17 protein-coding genes are annotated in these 15,740 nt (G+C 64.2%); 2 read left to right on the top strand and 15 right to left on the bottom strand.

From position 1 onward, the window contains the following. The first annotated feature begins 50 nt into the window (after window positions 1-50). Window positions 51-284, top strand: coding sequence for a hypothetical protein (locus QM682_RS01400; protein ID WP_415126332.1), 234 nt, complete (start codon window positions 51-53; stop codon window positions 282-284). Between the two features lie 197 nt (window positions 285-481). Here the strand turns inward: QM682_RS01400 and QM682_RS01395 are convergent, their stop codons facing one another. Beyond that, on the bottom strand, window positions 482-1,438 hold the full coding sequence (locus tag QM682_RS01395; RefSeq protein WP_415126330.1) for an L-malyl-CoA/beta-methylmalyl-CoA lyase: 957 nt from the start codon (window positions 1,436-1,438) through the stop codon (window positions 482-484). Window positions 1,439-1,600: 162 nt separating this feature from the next. On the opposite strand from QM682_RS01395, the gene QM682_RS01390 reads away from it, so the two are divergent. After that, window positions 1,601-2,461, top strand: coding sequence for a D-amino-acid transaminase (locus QM682_RS01390; protein WP_415126328.1), 861 nt, complete (start codon window positions 1,601-1,603; stop codon window positions 2,459-2,461). A gap of 42 nt (window positions 2,462-2,503) precedes the next feature. Here the strand turns inward: QM682_RS01390 and QM682_RS01385 are convergent, their stop codons facing one another. The 14 genes from QM682_RS01385 to QM682_RS01320 all read right to left on the bottom strand — a co-directional run bounded on the left by QM682_RS01385 (window position 2,504) and on the right by QM682_RS01320 (window position 15,631). Then, window positions 2,504-3,343: a calcium-binding protein gene (locus tag QM682_RS01385; protein ID WP_415126326.1), complete on the bottom strand. Its 840-nt coding sequence runs from the start codon at window positions 3,341-3,343 to the stop codon at window positions 2,504-2,506. Between the two features lie 142 nt (window positions 3,344-3,485). After that, window positions 3,486-4,250, bottom strand: a complete 765-nt coding sequence (locus QM682_RS01380) for an amino acid ABC transporter ATP-binding protein (protein ID WP_415126324.1) — start codon at window positions 4,248-4,250, stop codon at window positions 3,486-3,488. An 11-nt stretch (window positions 4,251-4,261) separates the two neighbouring features. Continuing rightward, window positions 4,262-5,716 (bottom strand): ABC transporter permease subunit, encoded by a 1,455-nt coding sequence (locus tag QM682_RS01375; protein ID WP_415126322.1) that lies wholly within the window; start codon window positions 5,714-5,716, stop codon window positions 4,262-4,264. A 1-nt stretch (window position 5,717) separates the two neighbouring features. Further along, complete coding sequence (locus QM682_RS01370) at window positions 5,718-6,971, bottom strand: amino acid ABC transporter permease (RefSeq protein ID WP_415126320.1); 1,254 nt, start codon at window positions 6,969-6,971, stop codon at window positions 5,718-5,720. Window positions 6,972-7,085: 114 nt separating this feature from the next. Continuing rightward, window positions 7,086-8,111 carry an amino acid ABC transporter substrate-binding protein gene (locus tag QM682_RS01365; protein WP_415126318.1) on the bottom strand — a complete coding sequence of 342 codons (1,026 nt, stop codon included), beginning with the start codon at window positions 8,109-8,111 and terminating at the stop codon, window positions 7,086-7,088. 157 nt (window positions 8,112-8,268) lie between these two features. Then, window positions 8,269-8,982 (bottom strand): ATP12 family chaperone protein, encoded by a 714-nt coding sequence (locus QM682_RS01360; protein WP_415126316.1) that lies wholly within the window; start codon window positions 8,980-8,982, stop codon window positions 8,269-8,271. Next, window positions 8,979-9,653 (bottom strand): HAD-IA family hydrolase, encoded by a 675-nt coding sequence (locus QM682_RS01355; RefSeq protein WP_415126314.1) that lies wholly within the window; start codon window positions 9,651-9,653, stop codon window positions 8,979-8,981. Before QM682_RS01355 ends, QM682_RS01360 begins: the two co-directional genes overlap by 4 nt. Next, entirely contained in the window at window positions 9,653-10,696 is a 1,044-nt protein-coding gene (locus QM682_RS01350) for an RluA family pseudouridine synthase (RefSeq protein ID WP_415126312.1), read from the bottom strand. The genes QM682_RS01355 and QM682_RS01350 overlap by 1 nt, the downstream gene beginning before the upstream one ends. Next, the gene (gene crcB, locus QM682_RS01345) at window positions 10,693-11,064 is read right to left on the bottom strand and encodes a fluoride efflux transporter CrcB (RefSeq protein ID WP_415126310.1); all 372 of its coding nucleotides are present in this window, start codon (window positions 11,062-11,064) and stop codon (window positions 10,693-10,695) included. Before crcB ends, QM682_RS01350 begins: the two co-directional genes overlap by 4 nt. Further along, window positions 11,061-12,389: a replication-associated recombination protein A gene (locus QM682_RS01340; RefSeq protein ID WP_415126308.1), complete on the bottom strand. Its 1,329-nt coding sequence runs from the start codon at window positions 12,387-12,389 to the stop codon at window positions 11,061-11,063. The genes crcB and QM682_RS01340 overlap by 4 nt, the downstream gene beginning before the upstream one ends. 75 nt (window positions 12,390-12,464) lie before the next feature. Beyond that, entirely contained in the window at window positions 12,465-13,055 is a 591-nt protein-coding gene (locus QM682_RS01335; protein ID WP_415126306.1) for an acyl-homoserine-lactone synthase, read from the bottom strand. 71 nt (window positions 13,056-13,126) lie between these two features. Continuing rightward, on the bottom strand, window positions 13,127-13,738 hold the full coding sequence (locus tag QM682_RS01330; RefSeq protein WP_415126304.1) for an autoinducer binding domain-containing protein: 612 nt from the start codon (window positions 13,736-13,738) through the stop codon (window positions 13,127-13,129). A gap of 340 nt (window positions 13,739-14,078) precedes the next feature. After that, window positions 14,079-14,501 (bottom strand): 50S ribosomal protein L17, encoded by a 423-nt coding sequence (gene rplQ / locus QM682_RS01325; RefSeq protein ID WP_415126302.1) that lies wholly within the window; start codon window positions 14,499-14,501, stop codon window positions 14,079-14,081. Between the two features lie 113 nt (window positions 14,502-14,614). Further along, a complete protein-coding gene (locus QM682_RS01320) occupies window positions 14,615-15,631 on the bottom strand; it encodes a DNA-directed RNA polymerase subunit alpha (protein WP_415126300.1) in 1,017 nt (338 codons plus the stop codon). Between the last annotated feature and the right edge of the window lie 109 nt (window positions 15,632-15,740).

Genomic DNA, 15,740 nt, shown 5'->3' with positions numbered 1-15,740 from the left:
GTTAATCTTTATCTGCTGCCGGCTTCACGAAGAGCAAAGGCTCAAAGGCAATGAAACAGATCGGCATTCAAGACCGCAACCACGGCATCAAGACCGCGCAGGCGACAGGCGCGCGGCGGCTGATCGAGGATTCGCTCTCGGCCCCGACGCGGCTTATGGGCGCGGCGCATGGCGAGGCGATTCCCCCCGTCGCCGAATCACCAATTCCGCTGCTGGACGCGCGCAACCGCACCCCGGACCCGCTGAAACGCCATGACGAGATGCGGCAGAAGGCCGTCTCCTGAACCCGCCGCCAGGTCACCTGCCCCGAACAGGGCAGGCAGAGCGCAAAAAATCTTGAAGGGCTTTCAAATACTTATCTACAGATAGCAAAAGGGACCGCCCAAAAAACAACAGGCCCTGCTTTCGCAAGACCTGTTGCCCCTCCCCCGATATGACGGCCAAGCCTCCCCGAATGGCCGCCCAGGAATTCCGTCACGGCCTAGGCGCTGATCAACTCTGCCTGCCGCACGATCACTTGTGCCTGACGTATGGACGCTATGTCAACCAGTCTCCCTTTATAGACCGTCGCTCCGGCACCAGATTTCTTCGCCTCGTCCATCGCGGCCAGGATCTCGCGCGCCTCGCGCACGGCCTTTTCGCTGGGCGAGAAGACCTCGTTGGCCAGCGCCACCTGCTTGGGATGGATCGCCCATTTGCCGACCATGCCCAGCGTGGCCGAGCGCAGCGCCTGCGCGCGGAAACCGTCATCGTCGCTGAAATCGCCGAAAGGCCCATCGACCGGCAGCACGCCATGGGTGCGGCAGGCCGCGACGATGGCCGCCTGCGCCCAATGCCAGGGATCGGACCAGTATTTCGCGCCCTCATGCGCCATGTAATAGTTTTCCTGCGTGCCGCCGATGCCGGTCGTGGCCATGCCCATGCTGGCCGCGAAATCGGCGGCGCCCAGGCTCATCGCCTGCAAGCGCGGGCTGCTGGCCGCGATCTCCTCGACATGGGCGATGCCCGCCGCGCTCTCGATGATCACCTCAAGGCCGATGCGCTTGGCGCGCCCCCTGGCCGCCTCGATCGCGGAAACAAGCGCATCCACCGCATAGACATCGGCGGCATTGCCGACCTTCGGGATCATGATCTGGTCCAGCCGGTCGCCCGCCTGCTCCAGCAGATCCACCACGTCGCGATACCAATAGGGCGTGTCCAGCGCGTTGATTCGCACCGACAGCGTCTTGTCCCCCCAGTCCACATCCCCGATGGCCTCGATGACGTTCCTGCGCGCCTGCGCCTTGTCGTCGGGGGCGACGGAATCCTCCAGGTCCAGGTTGACCACATCTGCGGCCGAGCCGGCCATCTTCTGGAACAAGGCCGGGCGCGAGCCGGGGCCGAAAAGCTGGCAGCGGTTCAGCCGGGCGGGGGCGGCGGGTTGCGTGCGGAACGACATGGCAAGCCTTTCGGTAAGGATGTTTCGCTTTCACTGGACAAGGTGATAGATAGTTGCGACACCCGTCTCAAGCGTATTTCTGCACCTGCATCCATACCGGGCGACTTGACGCATCCCGCGTTTCGGCGCAGGACGCCCGCAACACCAGCACAGGAGCACAGCATGACCCGCACCGTCTATCTGAACGGCGAATACCTGCCCGAGGCCGAGGCCAAGGTCTCGATCTTCGACCGCGGCTTCGTCATGGCCGATGGCGTCTATGAGGTGACGAGCGTGCTGCAAGGCAAGCTCCTGGACTTTCCGGGTCACCTCGCGCGGCTGAACCGCTCGCTGGCGGAACTCCAGATGGGCAACCCGCTCTCGGATCAGGAATGGCTGGACGTGCATCGCAAACTGGTCGAGCTGAACGGGATCGACGAGGGCATCATCTATCTGCAAGTGACGCGCGGCAATCCGGGCGACCGCGACTTCGCCTTCCCGCCCCAGGACACGCCCCAGACGGTCGTGCTGTTCACCCAGTCTAAGCCCGGCCTCGCCGACAACCCCCAGGCCCGGACCGGACTGCGCGTGGTCTCGGTCCAGGATCAGCGTTGGGCGCGGCGCGACATCAAGACGGTGCAACTGCTCTTTCCCTCGCTCGCCAAGATGGAGGCGAAAGCCAGGGGCGCAGACGACGCCTGGCTGGTCGAGGACGGCTTCGTGACCGAGGGCACCTCGAACAACGTCTATATCGTCAAGGGCGGCCGCATCATCACCCGCCCTCTCTCGCATGAGATCCTGCACGGCATCACCCGCGCCTCGCTGCTGCGTTATGCCGCCGAGGCGCAGATGCAGATCGAGGAACGCCCCTTCACCATCGAAGAGGCCCAGGCAGCGGATGAGGCGTTCTTCACCTCGGCCTCGGCCTTCGTGCTGCCGGTGGTCGAGATCGACGGCGCAACGCTCGGAAACGGCGCCCCCGGCCCCGTCGCCACCCGCCTGCGCGAGCTTTACCTTGAGGAATCGCTGAAATCGGCGATCTGACGCGACATGGGACAGGGGCGCCCCGCCGGCGCCCCCTTCCTCTCAGCTGACCGCCTCGCGCAGCAGGGTGATGGTGCCGACCTGATCGGCCTGCGCATCCAGCAGCAGGGCCAGAACCTGGCCATCCACCACGACCTGAACATCATCGCCGTCCTGGACCAGCGTATAGGCTTCCTCGCCGTCGTAATCGGCCGCCAGCGTCACGGTCAGTTGGTCCGAACCCGAATAGGCGATCTGGGCCGCCCCGCCGGCATCGCTGCGCAGAACGATCTGGTCGCTCCCATCCCCGCCATCAACGATGTCATGCGCGCCAGCATGAATGGTGTCGTCGCCATCGCCACCCAGAAGCGTATCGGGCGCATCCGGGTCCGAAGCATCGGCCGACAGGATCAGATCGTCGCCATCCTCACCATCGATATGGACAGTGCCGCCGTAATCGCCGATCTCGTCATCGCCCGTCCCGCCCAGGACAGAATGCTCGCCCAGATTGGTGATGATGGTGTCGCTGCCCGAGCCGCCGTCGATGGTGTCGGCCCCCTCCTCGGCCCCCAGGTCCAGCGCGCCATACAGATCGTCGCCCGAACCCAGATAGATCTCGTCATCGCCCGCATCGGCGCTGACGGTATCGTCGCCATAGCCACCCCAGACCGCATCGTCGCCCGCGCCCGCGTCGATGGAATCCTCCCCCGCATGGCCCTGGATCGCTTCGTCGGCATCCGTGCCGGCGATGGTGTCGTCCTCATCAGTGCCCTCGACCCGTTCGCGTCCGCCGAAGGGATCGCTGGGCTCTTCCGGGGCCTCGTCATCGTCATTGCTTGCCACCAACGAGCCAATCCCGGCCAGCCCCAACGCCCCCAGCAAAAGAAAGATGGTCTGGTTCATCCAATCCCCCCGCAATACCCTTGGGACAGGATAGCCTGCTGCGTGCAGGATGGGCAACAAAGTCTTTCTTGTCCAAATATCCCGCAGGGGGAATCCTTCGCGCCCGCGAAGGATGGGGGGACGCGAAGTCCCCCCTTTTGCCTCAATGCCCCAGGATCTGCGACAGGAACAGCTTGGTCCGCTCGCTCTGCGGGTTGTTGAAGAACTCCTTCGGGGTGTTCTGCTCGACGATCTGGCCCTGGTCCATGAAGATCACCCGGTGCGCCACGGCCTGGGCGAAACCCATCTCATGGGTCACGCACAGCATGGTCATCCCATCCTCGGCCAGTTCGATCATCGTATCCAGGACCTCCTTGATCATCTCGGGGTCCAGCGCGCTGGTCGGCTCGTCGAACAGCATGATCCGGGGCCGCATGCAAAGCGAGCGCGCGATCGCCACCCGCTGCTGCTGCCCGCCCGAAAGCTGGCCCGGATATTTGTTCGCCTGGTCGGGGATCTTCACCTTGGTCAGGAAATGCATGGCCGTTTCCTCGGCCTGCTTCTTGGGGATCTTACGGACCCAGATCGGCGCCAGGGTGCAGTTCTCCAGGATGGTCAGATGCGGGAACAGATTGAAGTGCTGGAACACCATCCCGACCTCGGATCGCACCTTGTCGATGTTCTTCAGGTCGTTGGTCAGTTCTGTCCCGTCGACGACGATCTTGCCCGACTGATGCTCTTCCAGCCGGTTGATACAGCGGATCAGCGTGGATTTGCCGGAACCCGAGGGGCCGGCGATCACGATCCGCTCACCCCGGCTGACATTCAGGTCGATGTCGCGCAGAACGTGAAAGGTGCCATACCACTTGTTCAGCTTGCTGATCTCGATGGCGGTGCCGCCCAGTTGCGATTGCGTCTGTGTCTGCATGGAAATGCTCCTCAGCGATGGTCGCGCTTCAGCCGGCGTTCCAGATACATGGAGTAACGCGACATGCCGAAGCAGAGGATGAAGAAAATCGAGCCGACGAAGATATAGGGCTCCCAATAGGCGCCTTTCCATTCGAAGCTCGCGCGGATGGTGTCGGCCATGGCCTTCAGGGGATCGAAAAGCCCCACGAAGACGACCAGCGTGGTATCCTTGAACATGCCGATGAAGGTCGAGACGATCCCCGGAATGGAAATCTTCAACGCCTGCGGCAGCACGATCAGCCGCTGCGCCTTCCAATAGTCCAGCCCCAGCGCGTCGGCAGCCTCATATTGCCCCTTGGGCAGCGCAGCCAAGCCGCCCCGGATCACCTCGGCCATATAGGCGGCGGCGAACAGCGTCACCATGATGATCACGCGCAGGATGATGTCGAAATTCGTGCCCGGCGGCAGGAAGTAATTCAACAGCAGCGAGGCCACGAACAGCAGCGTGATCAGCGGCACACCCCGGATGAACTCGATGAACATCACCGCGAACATCTTGACCACCGGCAGGTCCGAGCGCCGCGCCAGCGCCAGGATCACCCCCAGCGGCAGGGACAGCGCGATCCCCGCGACGCCGATGGTGATCGACAGGACGAACCCGCCGAAACTGTTCGACGACACCGCTTGCAGCCGCAGCGGCAGCACCGCCTGAAGCACGCCGCCGACATGGGCCGATATCACCAGCCACCAAAGCACCGCCACCGCCACCGCGATGGCAAAGGCCAGCATGCCGAAGCGCAGGACAAGCGTCCGCCAGACGAAAAAGCCGATCACGAAGCCGGCCAGTGCCATCACCGGCCCCCAAAGCGAGCCGCCCCAAAGCAGCCAGACCGCCAGGAAGGGATAAAGGCAGCTTGCCAGCAAGGCCAGGCCGGGCCGCGTCTCGATCAGAAACGCCCAAGCCAGCATCAGGACCGCCATGCCCAGCAACGCCACCAGCGGCGCGCCCAGGATCAGCGAGACCAGGAAGGTCAGCACGATGGCCAGGCCCAGAACGGCCCAGCGTGCCTTGCGGCTTTCCGAAAACAGCACCGGCGCCAGCGCCAGAAACAGCAGGCCGAAGGCCAGCACCGGGCGCCAGTAAAGCGCGGGCGGGTAGAAGCCGAAGACGAACTGGTTCCAGCGATGCTTGACCAGGGCGAAGCAGGCGCCATGCGCGCCCTCGCCCCAGGTCTCGGCGATGATCTTGCGGCATTCGCCCATGCTGTTCGCGTTCCAGACGGAATGCGACAGCCAGGGACCGACCGCGCTGGCCACCAGCCACAACAGAGCCAGCCCCAGGATTGTCAGGAAAATGTTCATCGGCCCTGCGAACAGGTTCTCGCGCAGCCATCTGATCACACCGGACTGGCTGACTGGTGGCGGCTCGGGCGGCAACATGGTGTCGCGCACGAAGGCGACGGTCTGGGCGTGGGTCTGGCTCATCTCAACGCTCCTTCAGCTTGACGCGGCTGTTGAAGATGTTCATCCCGCCCGAGATCAGCAGGCTGAGCAGCAGATAAACCCCCATCAGCAGGACCATGCATTCCATCTCGCGTCCGGTCTGGTTCAGCGTGGTGCCGCCCAATGTGCCGCGCAGGTCCATGAAGCCCACGGCGATGGCCAGCGAACTGTTCTTGGTCAGGTTCAGATATTGCGAGATCAGCGGCGGGATGATGACGCGCAGCGCCTGCGGCAGGATCACCTTGGACATGGTGCGGGCGGGCCGCAGGCCCAGGGCGGCGGCGGCCTCGGACTGGCCTCGGCTGACCGACATGATCCCGGCGCGCACGATTTCGGCGATGAAGGCCCCGGTGTAAAGCGTCAGCGCCAGCCACAGCACGACGAAGCTGTTCGAGAGGTTGATGCCGTCGGTGAAGTTGAAGCCGCGCATGGCCGGCGGGATCAGGTGCAGGCCGAAATACCAGGTCAGCACCAGCAGCGGCACGACATACAGCGCCAGCGATGTCGCCCAGGTCGAGGGTCGCTTGCCGGTCTGGTCCTGGATGCGCTGCGCCCGCGCGCGGATCATGCGATGGATCGCGATGGCCGCCGCGATGACAGCCGCATAGACGACCAGCGCCCAACTGATCCCCTCGCGCCCAAGCGCGATCGTGCCGGGCGGATTCGTCATCCCGATCGACGGGATGGCGGTATAGCGGTTCGTCGGTGCCACCATGTCGAACAGGATCATGCCGGCGGCCGGATTGTCGCCGCGATAGGCGTTCGGCGGGGGCAGGACCTCGGTAAAGATCGCCAGCACCACCAGGATCCACAAAAGCAGCGGGATATTGCGGAAAACCTCGACATAGACCGTCATCAGCCGCGCGATCAGCCAGTTCGAGGAAAGCCGCAGCACCCCCACGACCACGCCCAGCAGCGTGGCCGAGATGCAGCCCAGGATCGAGACCTGGAGCGTGTTCAAAAGCCCCACGGTGGTCGCGCGCAGATGCGTGTCGTCCGAGCGATAGGGGATCAATTGCTGCGGGATGTCATAGCCCGCGCGCCGGAACAGAAAATCAAAGCTGAAAGTCTTGCCCATGATGGCAAGGTTGCGCAGCGTATTGTCGATCAGCCAGGCCGCGACGGCCATGACCAGAAGAAAGACGACAACCTGGATGGTCAGCGACCGATAGCGCCGATCATAGATCAGCATCGATAGGCGGAACGGCGGATTGACCGCCCCCGGATAGTTTACCATGGATGAACCCCCTGAATTCCGGCGTCCGTGGGGCTTTTTCGCCCTCTCTTTGGCCGGTCGTCACAATGACGAAAAGGGCGGGGCCTTTAGGACCCCGCCCGGATGGCGATGTGATCAGCGGAACGGCATCGCATACATTAGACCGCCTTGGGTCCATTGCGCGTTCAGGCCACGGGCCAGACCGATGGGCGTCTGCTCGCCGATGGTGGCCGCGAAGATCTCGCCGTAATTGCCGCCGGCCTTGATGGCACGCTTGGCCCATTCGGCGTCCAGGCCCATCATCTTGCCCAGATCGTCGGTGCTGCCCAGAAGGCGCTGCACTTCCGGGTTCTGCGAGGACTTGGAAAGCTCATCGATATTGGCCGAGGTGATCCCGTATTCCTCGGCGGCGATCAGGGCGAACAGCGTCCAGCGGCCGATATCGCCCCAATTGCTGTCGCCATGGCGCACGGCCGGGCCAAGCGGTTCCTTCGAGATGATCTCGGGCAGGATGATGTGGTTTTCCGGGTCCGCGAAGCTGGCGCGGGTCGCGGCCAGGCCCGAAGCGTCGGTCGTATAGGCGTCGCAGGCGCCGGCCATGTATTGCTGCTCGCCCTCGGCATTCGAATCGATGTTGACCGGCTGATAGGTCATGCCGTTGGCCTTGAAGTAATCGGCCAGGTTCAACTCGGTCGTCGTGCCGGTCTGGATGCAGACGGTGGCGCCGTCCAGTTCCTTGGCCGAGCTGACGCCCAGGTCCTTGCGCACCATGAAGCCCTGACCGTCGTAATAGTTCACGCCGACGAAATCCAGCTTCAGGTCGGTGTCGCGCTGATAGGTCCAGGTCGAGTTCCGGGCCAGGATGTCCGCCTCGCCCGAGGACAGCGCGGTGAAGCGCGTCTGCCCCGTGGTGGGAACATATTTCACCTTGGCCGCATCGCCCAGCACGGCGGCCGCGACGGCCTTGCAATAGGCCACGTCGAAACCAGACCAGTTACCACTCGCATCCGGCGCCGCAAAGCCGATCAAGCCGGTGTTCACGCCGCAATTCAACACGCCGCGGGCCTTGACCTCTTTCAGCGTATCGCCTTCAGCGGCCATGGCCCCCGTCGCCACCAGGGCAAGCGCGGTAACCGAGCCGAAGAGTGCAGATTTCTTCATGGGAGTCCTCTCTGTTGTCCTTTGTTCCCTTTGCGGGAACCGGCAGAATTTGGGGCTGTTCATCCAACCCGATGGGATCTGGGCGCAGGGTTCGACTGCCCCCATAAGCGGCATTGTGCCTATGTTGATCAATGCGTCAAGAAATATGCCGAGCGCTTCAGCGCGGGCGGCTAAGGCTCCAGAACCGCCAGGACTGCCGCATCGCCTCAAGCCGCGCGGCGGCGGCGGCCTCGGCCTCTTCGTCACAGCCCCATCTATCCGACTGGAAATTCTCATCTATCCTGGACAGCGCATGGGATTGCTCGGCGGTGATCCGGCCCCGGATCACCGCAAGCCCCAGGATCAAGGAACCGGGCAGCGTGACCAAATCGTGCAAAGCTGTCAGACCGAATTTGTCCAGGTTCGACAACTCTGCCCGCAACTTAAGCAGAACCGCGCCATCCTGGGGCACGGGCAGGACGCCATGGGTGATGCGCAAGGGCGCGCGCAATTCGGTCGCAGCCCAGTCGATCAGCGGGTCCCAGCCTTCGGCCTGGGCGCTGACCAGGGCCTCGGGCGCCTCGGCGCGATAGCTGAGCAGATCGGTCGCGCCATATTCGGCCAGCATGTCGGCCACCGCGTCGAGTTGCGGGCCGACCCGCTCGACCGCGGAATTGGCCGCGCGGGTCAGCGGCATGGTGTTCGGGTCGATCACGTCGGGCTGCGCGTCCCATTCCCGCGCGATGGCAAGGGCCAGATCCGCCGTCGGCAGCAGCAGCGGGCGCTTGCCCGGCGTGCGCAGGGGACGGGCGTCCAGCATCACCTCCCAGCCGCCCTCGGCCTGGAGCGTTTCGGCGGCCTTCCAGAACCGCCGCGCCTTCCATTCACTCATGCCGGGTGCTCCGTCCGGGTCCAGTCCATCACCGCCTGGGTCAGCGCCGGGAAATCCGGCGCGACCAGCGCCGCCCCCGCCGCGTGCAGATCCGCCGCCGGGTGATAGCCCCAATCGACGCCGAAGCCCGCGACCCCGGCCCCGCGTGCCATCTCCATGTCGAAACTGGTATCGCCGATCATCACCGCGCGGGCAGGCGCGACGCCGGCCTCGGCCAGCGCGCTTTCCAGCATCGCGGGATGGGGCTTCGAGGGATGGCCATCCGCCGTCTGCCGGGTGACGAAATGCCCCGACAGCCCATGCGCGTCAAGGATGGCGATCAGCCCGCGCATCGGCTTGCCGGTGGCGATGCCCAGAAAGACCCGCTCCTGCGAGGCCAGAAGCTCAAGACAGTCACGCGCGCCGGGATAAAGCGGCGGCACCGCCCCCGCCGCGCGGGCGGCGACGAAGGCATCGCGATAGCCCTGGACCACGCGCGCCACCAGATCGGGCCCCCCGCCCGGCAGCAGATGCGCGACCGCGACGGGCAGCGACAGGCCGACGATAGAGAGGATCCGCCGCGGCTCCATCTCGGGCAGGCCGGCATCCAGCATGCCCTGGTTCATCGCCTGCACGATCTCGTGCTGGCTGTTGATCAGCGTGCCATCGACATCAAAGACGACCAGGCGCATCATGCCTCCTCGAACGGGTCTTCGGGCACGTCCTGGGCCGACCAGCCGAGCGTGTGCCAGGTCCGCGCCATATGCTCGGGCATCGGCGCCGTGATGGTGATCAGCTTCTTGGTGATCGGATGTTCAAAGCGGATCAGGCGGGCATGAAGGTGCAGCTTGCGGCTGATCTCTCCGCCCAGTTGCGCGCCCCAGCCGTCGCCCAGGTTTTCCTGACCCGAGCCGCCATATTTGCCGTCGCCCACGATCGGATGACCGATCTCGGCCATATGGGCGCGAAGCTGATGCGTGCGGCCCGTGACCGGGACCATGGCGACCCAGGCGACCCGCCCGCCCAGGCCCGACAGCACCGCGTAATCGGTATGCGCGCGCTTGGCACCCTCGGTCGTCGCCACATCGGCCGGCAGGACGGCGACCATCTTCTCGCCCTCGCCCATCCGGCCGCGCCCCGGCGCCTTCACCAGACCGTATTTGATCGAGCCCATGCGCGGATGCGGCACGCCCGCCACGGCGGCCCAATAGATCTTGCGCGTCAGCCGGTGCCGGAACGCCTCGGACAGGGAACGCGCGATGCGGTCGGTCCGCGCCAGCAGCAGCACCCCGGACGTGTCCTTGTCCAGGCGATGCACCAGCTTCGGCCGGTCCTTGTAGCCGAACATCAGCGCCTCGGTCAGCCCGTCCACATGCCGGTCGCCCTGGCCGCTGCCCCCTTGCGAAGGCAGGCCCGGCGGCTTGTTCAGCGCGATGATATGCTCGTCGCGCCACAGCACGCAGGACTGGATCATCTCGGCATCCGACGCCTTGAGGCGGGGCTTGGCCGGTGCTGGCGGGGCCGCGCCGTCGGGCAGAGGCGGCACGCGCACCTCCTGCCCCGCCTCAAGCCGGGTATTGGCCTTGACCCGCCCGCCATCGACGCGCAACTGACCCGTGCGGCACATCTTTTCCACCGCGCCCTGGGTCAGTTGCGGGAAACGCTTCTTCAGCCAGCGGTCCAGGCGCTGCTCGCCCTCGTCCGCGCCGATGTGGATGGTCTGGACGCCGCTCATGCGAAGACCCCCCGTCCGATGGAAAGCCCGGCCATCACCGCCAGGACCGAGACCCCGACCGAGGCCGCGACATAGACCAGCGCGACGGCCTGCTCGCCCCGTCCCCACAAGGTCATCGTGTCCAGCGCGAATGCCGAGAAGGTGGTGAAACCGCCCAGCACGCCCGTCAGCAGAAAGGGCGCCAGATGCTGGACGCCCTTGAGCGCCAGGACCGAGGCCAGCAGCCCCATTGCGAAGCAGCCCAGGATATTCACCGCCAGCGTGCCCAGCGGATAACCGGCGGCGACCCGCCCGGCCAGGATATTGACGCCATATCGCGCCGTCGAACCGATCGCGCCACCCAGCGCGACCATCAGGAAATTATTCATGTCTTGCCCTCTGAACGGCGCTTCTGACGCAGGCCGGCGAACCATTCAACGCGCTTTTTCAACTCGCGCTCAAAGCCCCGCTCGACCGGGGCGTAAAGCACCGGGCGCTTCATGCCCTCGGGGAAATAGTTCTGCCCCGAGAAAGCGTCCTCGGCGTCGTGGTCATAGTGATAGCCCGCCCCATAGCCCTGATCCTTCATCAGATCGGTGGGCGCGTTCAGGATATGGGCCGGAGGCATCTGACTGCCCGAGCGCCGCGCCAGGTCGCGCGCCGCCTTGTAGCCCGCATAGCCCGCATTCGACTTGGGCGCCAGCGCCAGATAGATCACCGCCTGCGCCAGCGCCAGTTCGCCCTCGGGACTGCCCAGGCGCTCGTAAAGCGCCCAGGCGTCCAGGCAATGGCGCTGCGCCGCCGGGTCGGCCAGGCCGATATCCTCGACCGCCATGCGGGTGATGCGGCGCGCGAGGTAACGCGGATCCTCGCCGCCCTCCAGCATCCGCGCGAACCAGTAAAGCGCGGCGTCGGGATCGCTGCCGCGCACGGATTTGTGCAGGGCCGAAATCAGGTTGTAATGTTCATCCCCCGACTTGTCGTATTTCGCCGCCCGCCGCATCAGCCGCCGGGAAAGCTGGTCGGTGTCGAGCTTGCCCGAGACCTTCCAGGCCAGGACCTGCTCGATCAGGTTCAACCCGGCGCGGCCGTCGCCATCGGCCATTTCCAAAAGCCGCTCGCGCGCCTGGGCGGTCAGCGGCAGGGCGCGGCCGGTTTCCTGCTCGGCCCGCTGGGCCAGAAGTTCCAGGTCGGCCAGCGTCAGCCGCTCCAGCACGATGACCTGGGCGCGCGACAGCAGCGCGGCGTTCAATTCAAAGCTGGGGTTTTCGGTCGTCGCCCCGACCAGGGTGATGGTCCCGTCCTCCATATGCGGCAGGAAGCTATCCTGCTGTGCCTTGTTGAAGCGGTGGATCTCATCGACGAACAGCAATGTGCCGTGCCCCTGCTGGCGGCGCAGGCGGGCGGCCTCGAAGACCTTGCGCAGCTCCGGCACGCCGGAAAAGATCGCCGAGATCTGGACGAAGGCCAGGTTCGTCTGCGCGGCCAGAAGTCGGGCGATGGTGGTCTTGCCGACGCCGGGCGGCCCCCAGAGGATCACCGAGGACAGACTGCCCGAAGCCAGCATCGCGCCCAGGGGACCATCGGCGCCCAGCACCTTGCCCTGGCCCACGACATCGGAAAGCCGCGCCGGCCGAATGCGGTCGGCCAGCGGACGGCTCGCGTCACGCGAAGGGGCGCCCTCGGCGGGCGCGGTATCGAACAGATCAGCCATGCGGGCGGCAGTCTACGCCGCCGCGCGGATGGGCGAAAGGCCCCGCAAAGGCTGGTCCTGACATGCGGGTACGGATCAGTGCATCTTGCTTAGCAGGTTGATCTCGACGCATTGGAAATAGCCGTCGTCGATCCAGATCACCGGACCCAAGGCGCGGGCTTCCAGACCGCAGGGCACCAGCCAGCGCGGCCAGGTCGAGGCGACCAGGCAGACCAGCTTCGACGCACCCAGCGCCCTGGCCGAGTTCGACATCTCCTGAACCAGGTTCAGGTGGACGCGGCGCCGCGCGCGCTGCGGGATGGTGTGGTCCACGAACAGCCGGCTGGCCTCCCATGTGCCGGCCTCGACCGGGGCGGGAGCGTCCAGCAGATTCGGCGGGATCGAGCCGCCCAGCAGATCCAACTGGGCATCGCGGATCATATAGGAATACATACCGCATTTCGCGGTCGAAGGGGTAAGACGGACCCCGGCAAGCACATGTCCCCGTTCATGAATCGCGACCCAGCGGCTCATCGGGGTATCGTATTGATCAAACTCCATGTCGTCCGTCTGGGGCAGATCCCAACGTTTTTGAACGATGAAACTCTGCTTCCGAGCGCGGAAGATATTTGCAAACAGTTCGCCATGGTTGTGGAGATTGGCGAACGACAGGGTGGTGGTCTGCATGGTAGTCTCCTGGGGTTGTGGTGGGTGGTGGCCCCCAGGTTGGAACCGCACGCAGGCGGACCGTTTTTCAGTTACAGCAAGCGGTAGTCCTTAGCCCGTTGCAGCGCCTCGGCAGTCGTACGCGCCATGAGACGTTCGCGCGCCGATATGAGACGTGCCTTGAATGCGCTCTCCGTAATACCAAGTTTGGCAGCCGCCGCTGCATGTCGATCCCCCTCTGCGATGCACCGAAGGGCCTCTTGTTGAGCCTTCGTCAGGCTCTCCGGCGGCTCAGTCATGTCATGAAGCCGCCGAATCGTGTCCGAGATCACTTCGATCTCGTCATCCATGAATTCCCGCTTGTCATGCGCAAAGGCGCAGATCGTGCGCGACTTGATCGGGCCATAGGCCACAGCAAGCCCGTAATGCAGCCCGTGATCGGCCGCATCCTGAAGGATGGCAAAGGGGTCGGGAATGGGCAGAACGCTCCAGCGGCAGGCCCCCGTGGTCGAAAAGCCCCAAGCGATCGTCGGATCACGCAGCGCATAGGCCCGCTCTGCATAGCGCAGGGACCATTCCTTGTTATACGTCTGGAACTGCATCAGCGGCGCGGCGAACCGGATGTGCAACCCGATAAAATAGCCCGCCGGCGAGAGCTTCCGGAGCTTTGCAAGTGCAGCGTTGATTTCCGCGCGTGACGACATGACGTTTTGGACAGCTTGAGTTTTCTACGGGTGAAGATCAAAAACGGCGATAGGTTGAGTGTATTGAAGCGCGACAGGTTTTGCGAGCGGTGTTTTGCGCGCCAATTCAGAGTTTTGTTAACGATTTGTTACCGAAACGGTCACTTTTACGCTTTCCGCTACCCCCTAGAGATGAATTTCCCTGTAAATCAGGGCCTACCATGCGGACCCTACATCCGCGCAGACCGCATCCGGTGGTTGCTTAAATCCAATGAATTCGGCCTTGTGTTGCAAAAAGCCCGCAGCCAGTTCATGGCTGCGGGCTTATTTAGTCCAATAACCCTAAGAAATTATTAAGTTCTTAGGCTTCTTCGGCGTTCGATTCGGCTTCCAGACGGCTGCGGTCGGCAGCGCCCTTGGCAGAGGTGTCACGATCAACAAGTTCAATGATCGCCATCGGCGCCATGTCACCATAGCGGAAGCCGGCTTTCAGGATACGGACATAGCCGCCCTGACGATCTTTGTAGCGGGCGCCCAGAACGTCGAACAGCTTGGCGACATGCTGGTCCTGCTTCAGCTGCGCATCGGCCTGGCGGCGGGCATGCAGATCGCCGCGCTTGGCCAGCGTGATCAGCTTCTCGACGATGGGGCGCAGTTCCTTGGCTTTGGGCAGCGTGGTCTTGATCTGCTCATGCTCGATCAACGAGCCGGCCATGTTTGCGAACAGCGCCTTGCGATGTTCGTGGGTGCGGTTCAGGCGGCGGTAGCCACGGGCGTGACGCATGATGATTCTCCTTTACGTCTTTTGCTTTGTCCGGCGGCCCATGCGTGGCGGGCCGCTCTCCTTGGGGCGGGATCGCCCGGGTCGTGCGGGGGCGGCGAACCGCCCCCGAAAACTCAGAACTGGTCGTCGAAACGCTTGGCCAGATCCTCGATGTTTTCCGGCGGCCAGTCCACGACATCCATGCCCAGGTGCAGGCCCATGCCCGACAGCACTTCCTTGATCTCGTTCAAGGACTTGCGGCCGAAGTTCGGCGTGCGCAGCATCTCGGCCTCGGTCTTCTGGATCAGGTCGCCGATATAGACGATGTTGTCGTTCTTGAGGCAATTCGCCGAACGCACCGACAGTTCCAGCTCATCGACCTTTTTCAGCAGGCGCGGATCGAATTCCAGCCCATCCTCGGCATCCGAGCGGGTCGCGGTTTCCGGCTCGTCGAAGTTGACGAAGACCGAAAGCTGGTCCTGGATGATGCGCGCGGCATAAGCCACGGCGTCTTCCGGGGTCAGCGAACCGTCGGTTTCCACCTTCATGGTCAGCTTGTCGTAATCCAGAACCTGACCTTCGCGGGTGGGCTGGACCTCATAGCTGACACGTTTCACCGGCGAGAAGATCGCGTCGATCGGGATCAGGCCAATAGGCGCATCCTCGGGACGGTTCTTGTCGGCGGCGACATAGCCCTTGCCGTTGGCAACGGTCACTTCCATGTGCAGCTCGGCGCCGTCGTCCAGGTGGCAGATCACATGGTCACGGTTCAGGATCGAGATCCCGGCCGTTTCCTGAATGTCGCCCGCCTTGACCTCGCCCGGACCCTTGGCCGAGAGGGTCAGACGCTTCGGCGCGTCCACATCCATCTTCAGCGTCACGCCCTTGAGGTTCAGAACGATGTCTGTCACGTCCTCGCGCACGCCCGGCACCGAGGAAAATTCGTGCAGCACATTGTCGATCTGCACCGAAGTGATCGCGGCGCCTTGCAGCGAGGACAGCAGCACGCGGCGCAGCGCATTGCCCAGCGTCAGGCCGAAGCCACGCTCAAGCGGCTCGGCGACGACCGTGGCCACGCGGGACGAATCCGCGCCCGGCTTGACTTCAAGCTGGGTGGGCTTGATCAGTTCGGCCCAATTCTTGTGGATCATGCGTTTGCCTCCATACTTGTTTCCGATCCATGACCGATGACCGGAAACGCCCGAGGTGAAATGCGAAAAGCGCGCCCGCACGGGACAACCCCACGCGGAACGCGACTAA

The organism is Paracoccus sp. (in: a-proteobacteria) (genome assembly GCF_047605025.1).
Classification (GTDB): Bacteria; Pseudomonadota; Alphaproteobacteria; order Rhodobacterales; family Rhodobacteraceae; genus Paracoccus.
Note: the sequence above shows the minus strand (reverse complement) of the source record. Positions and strands in the feature narration are given on the sequence as shown.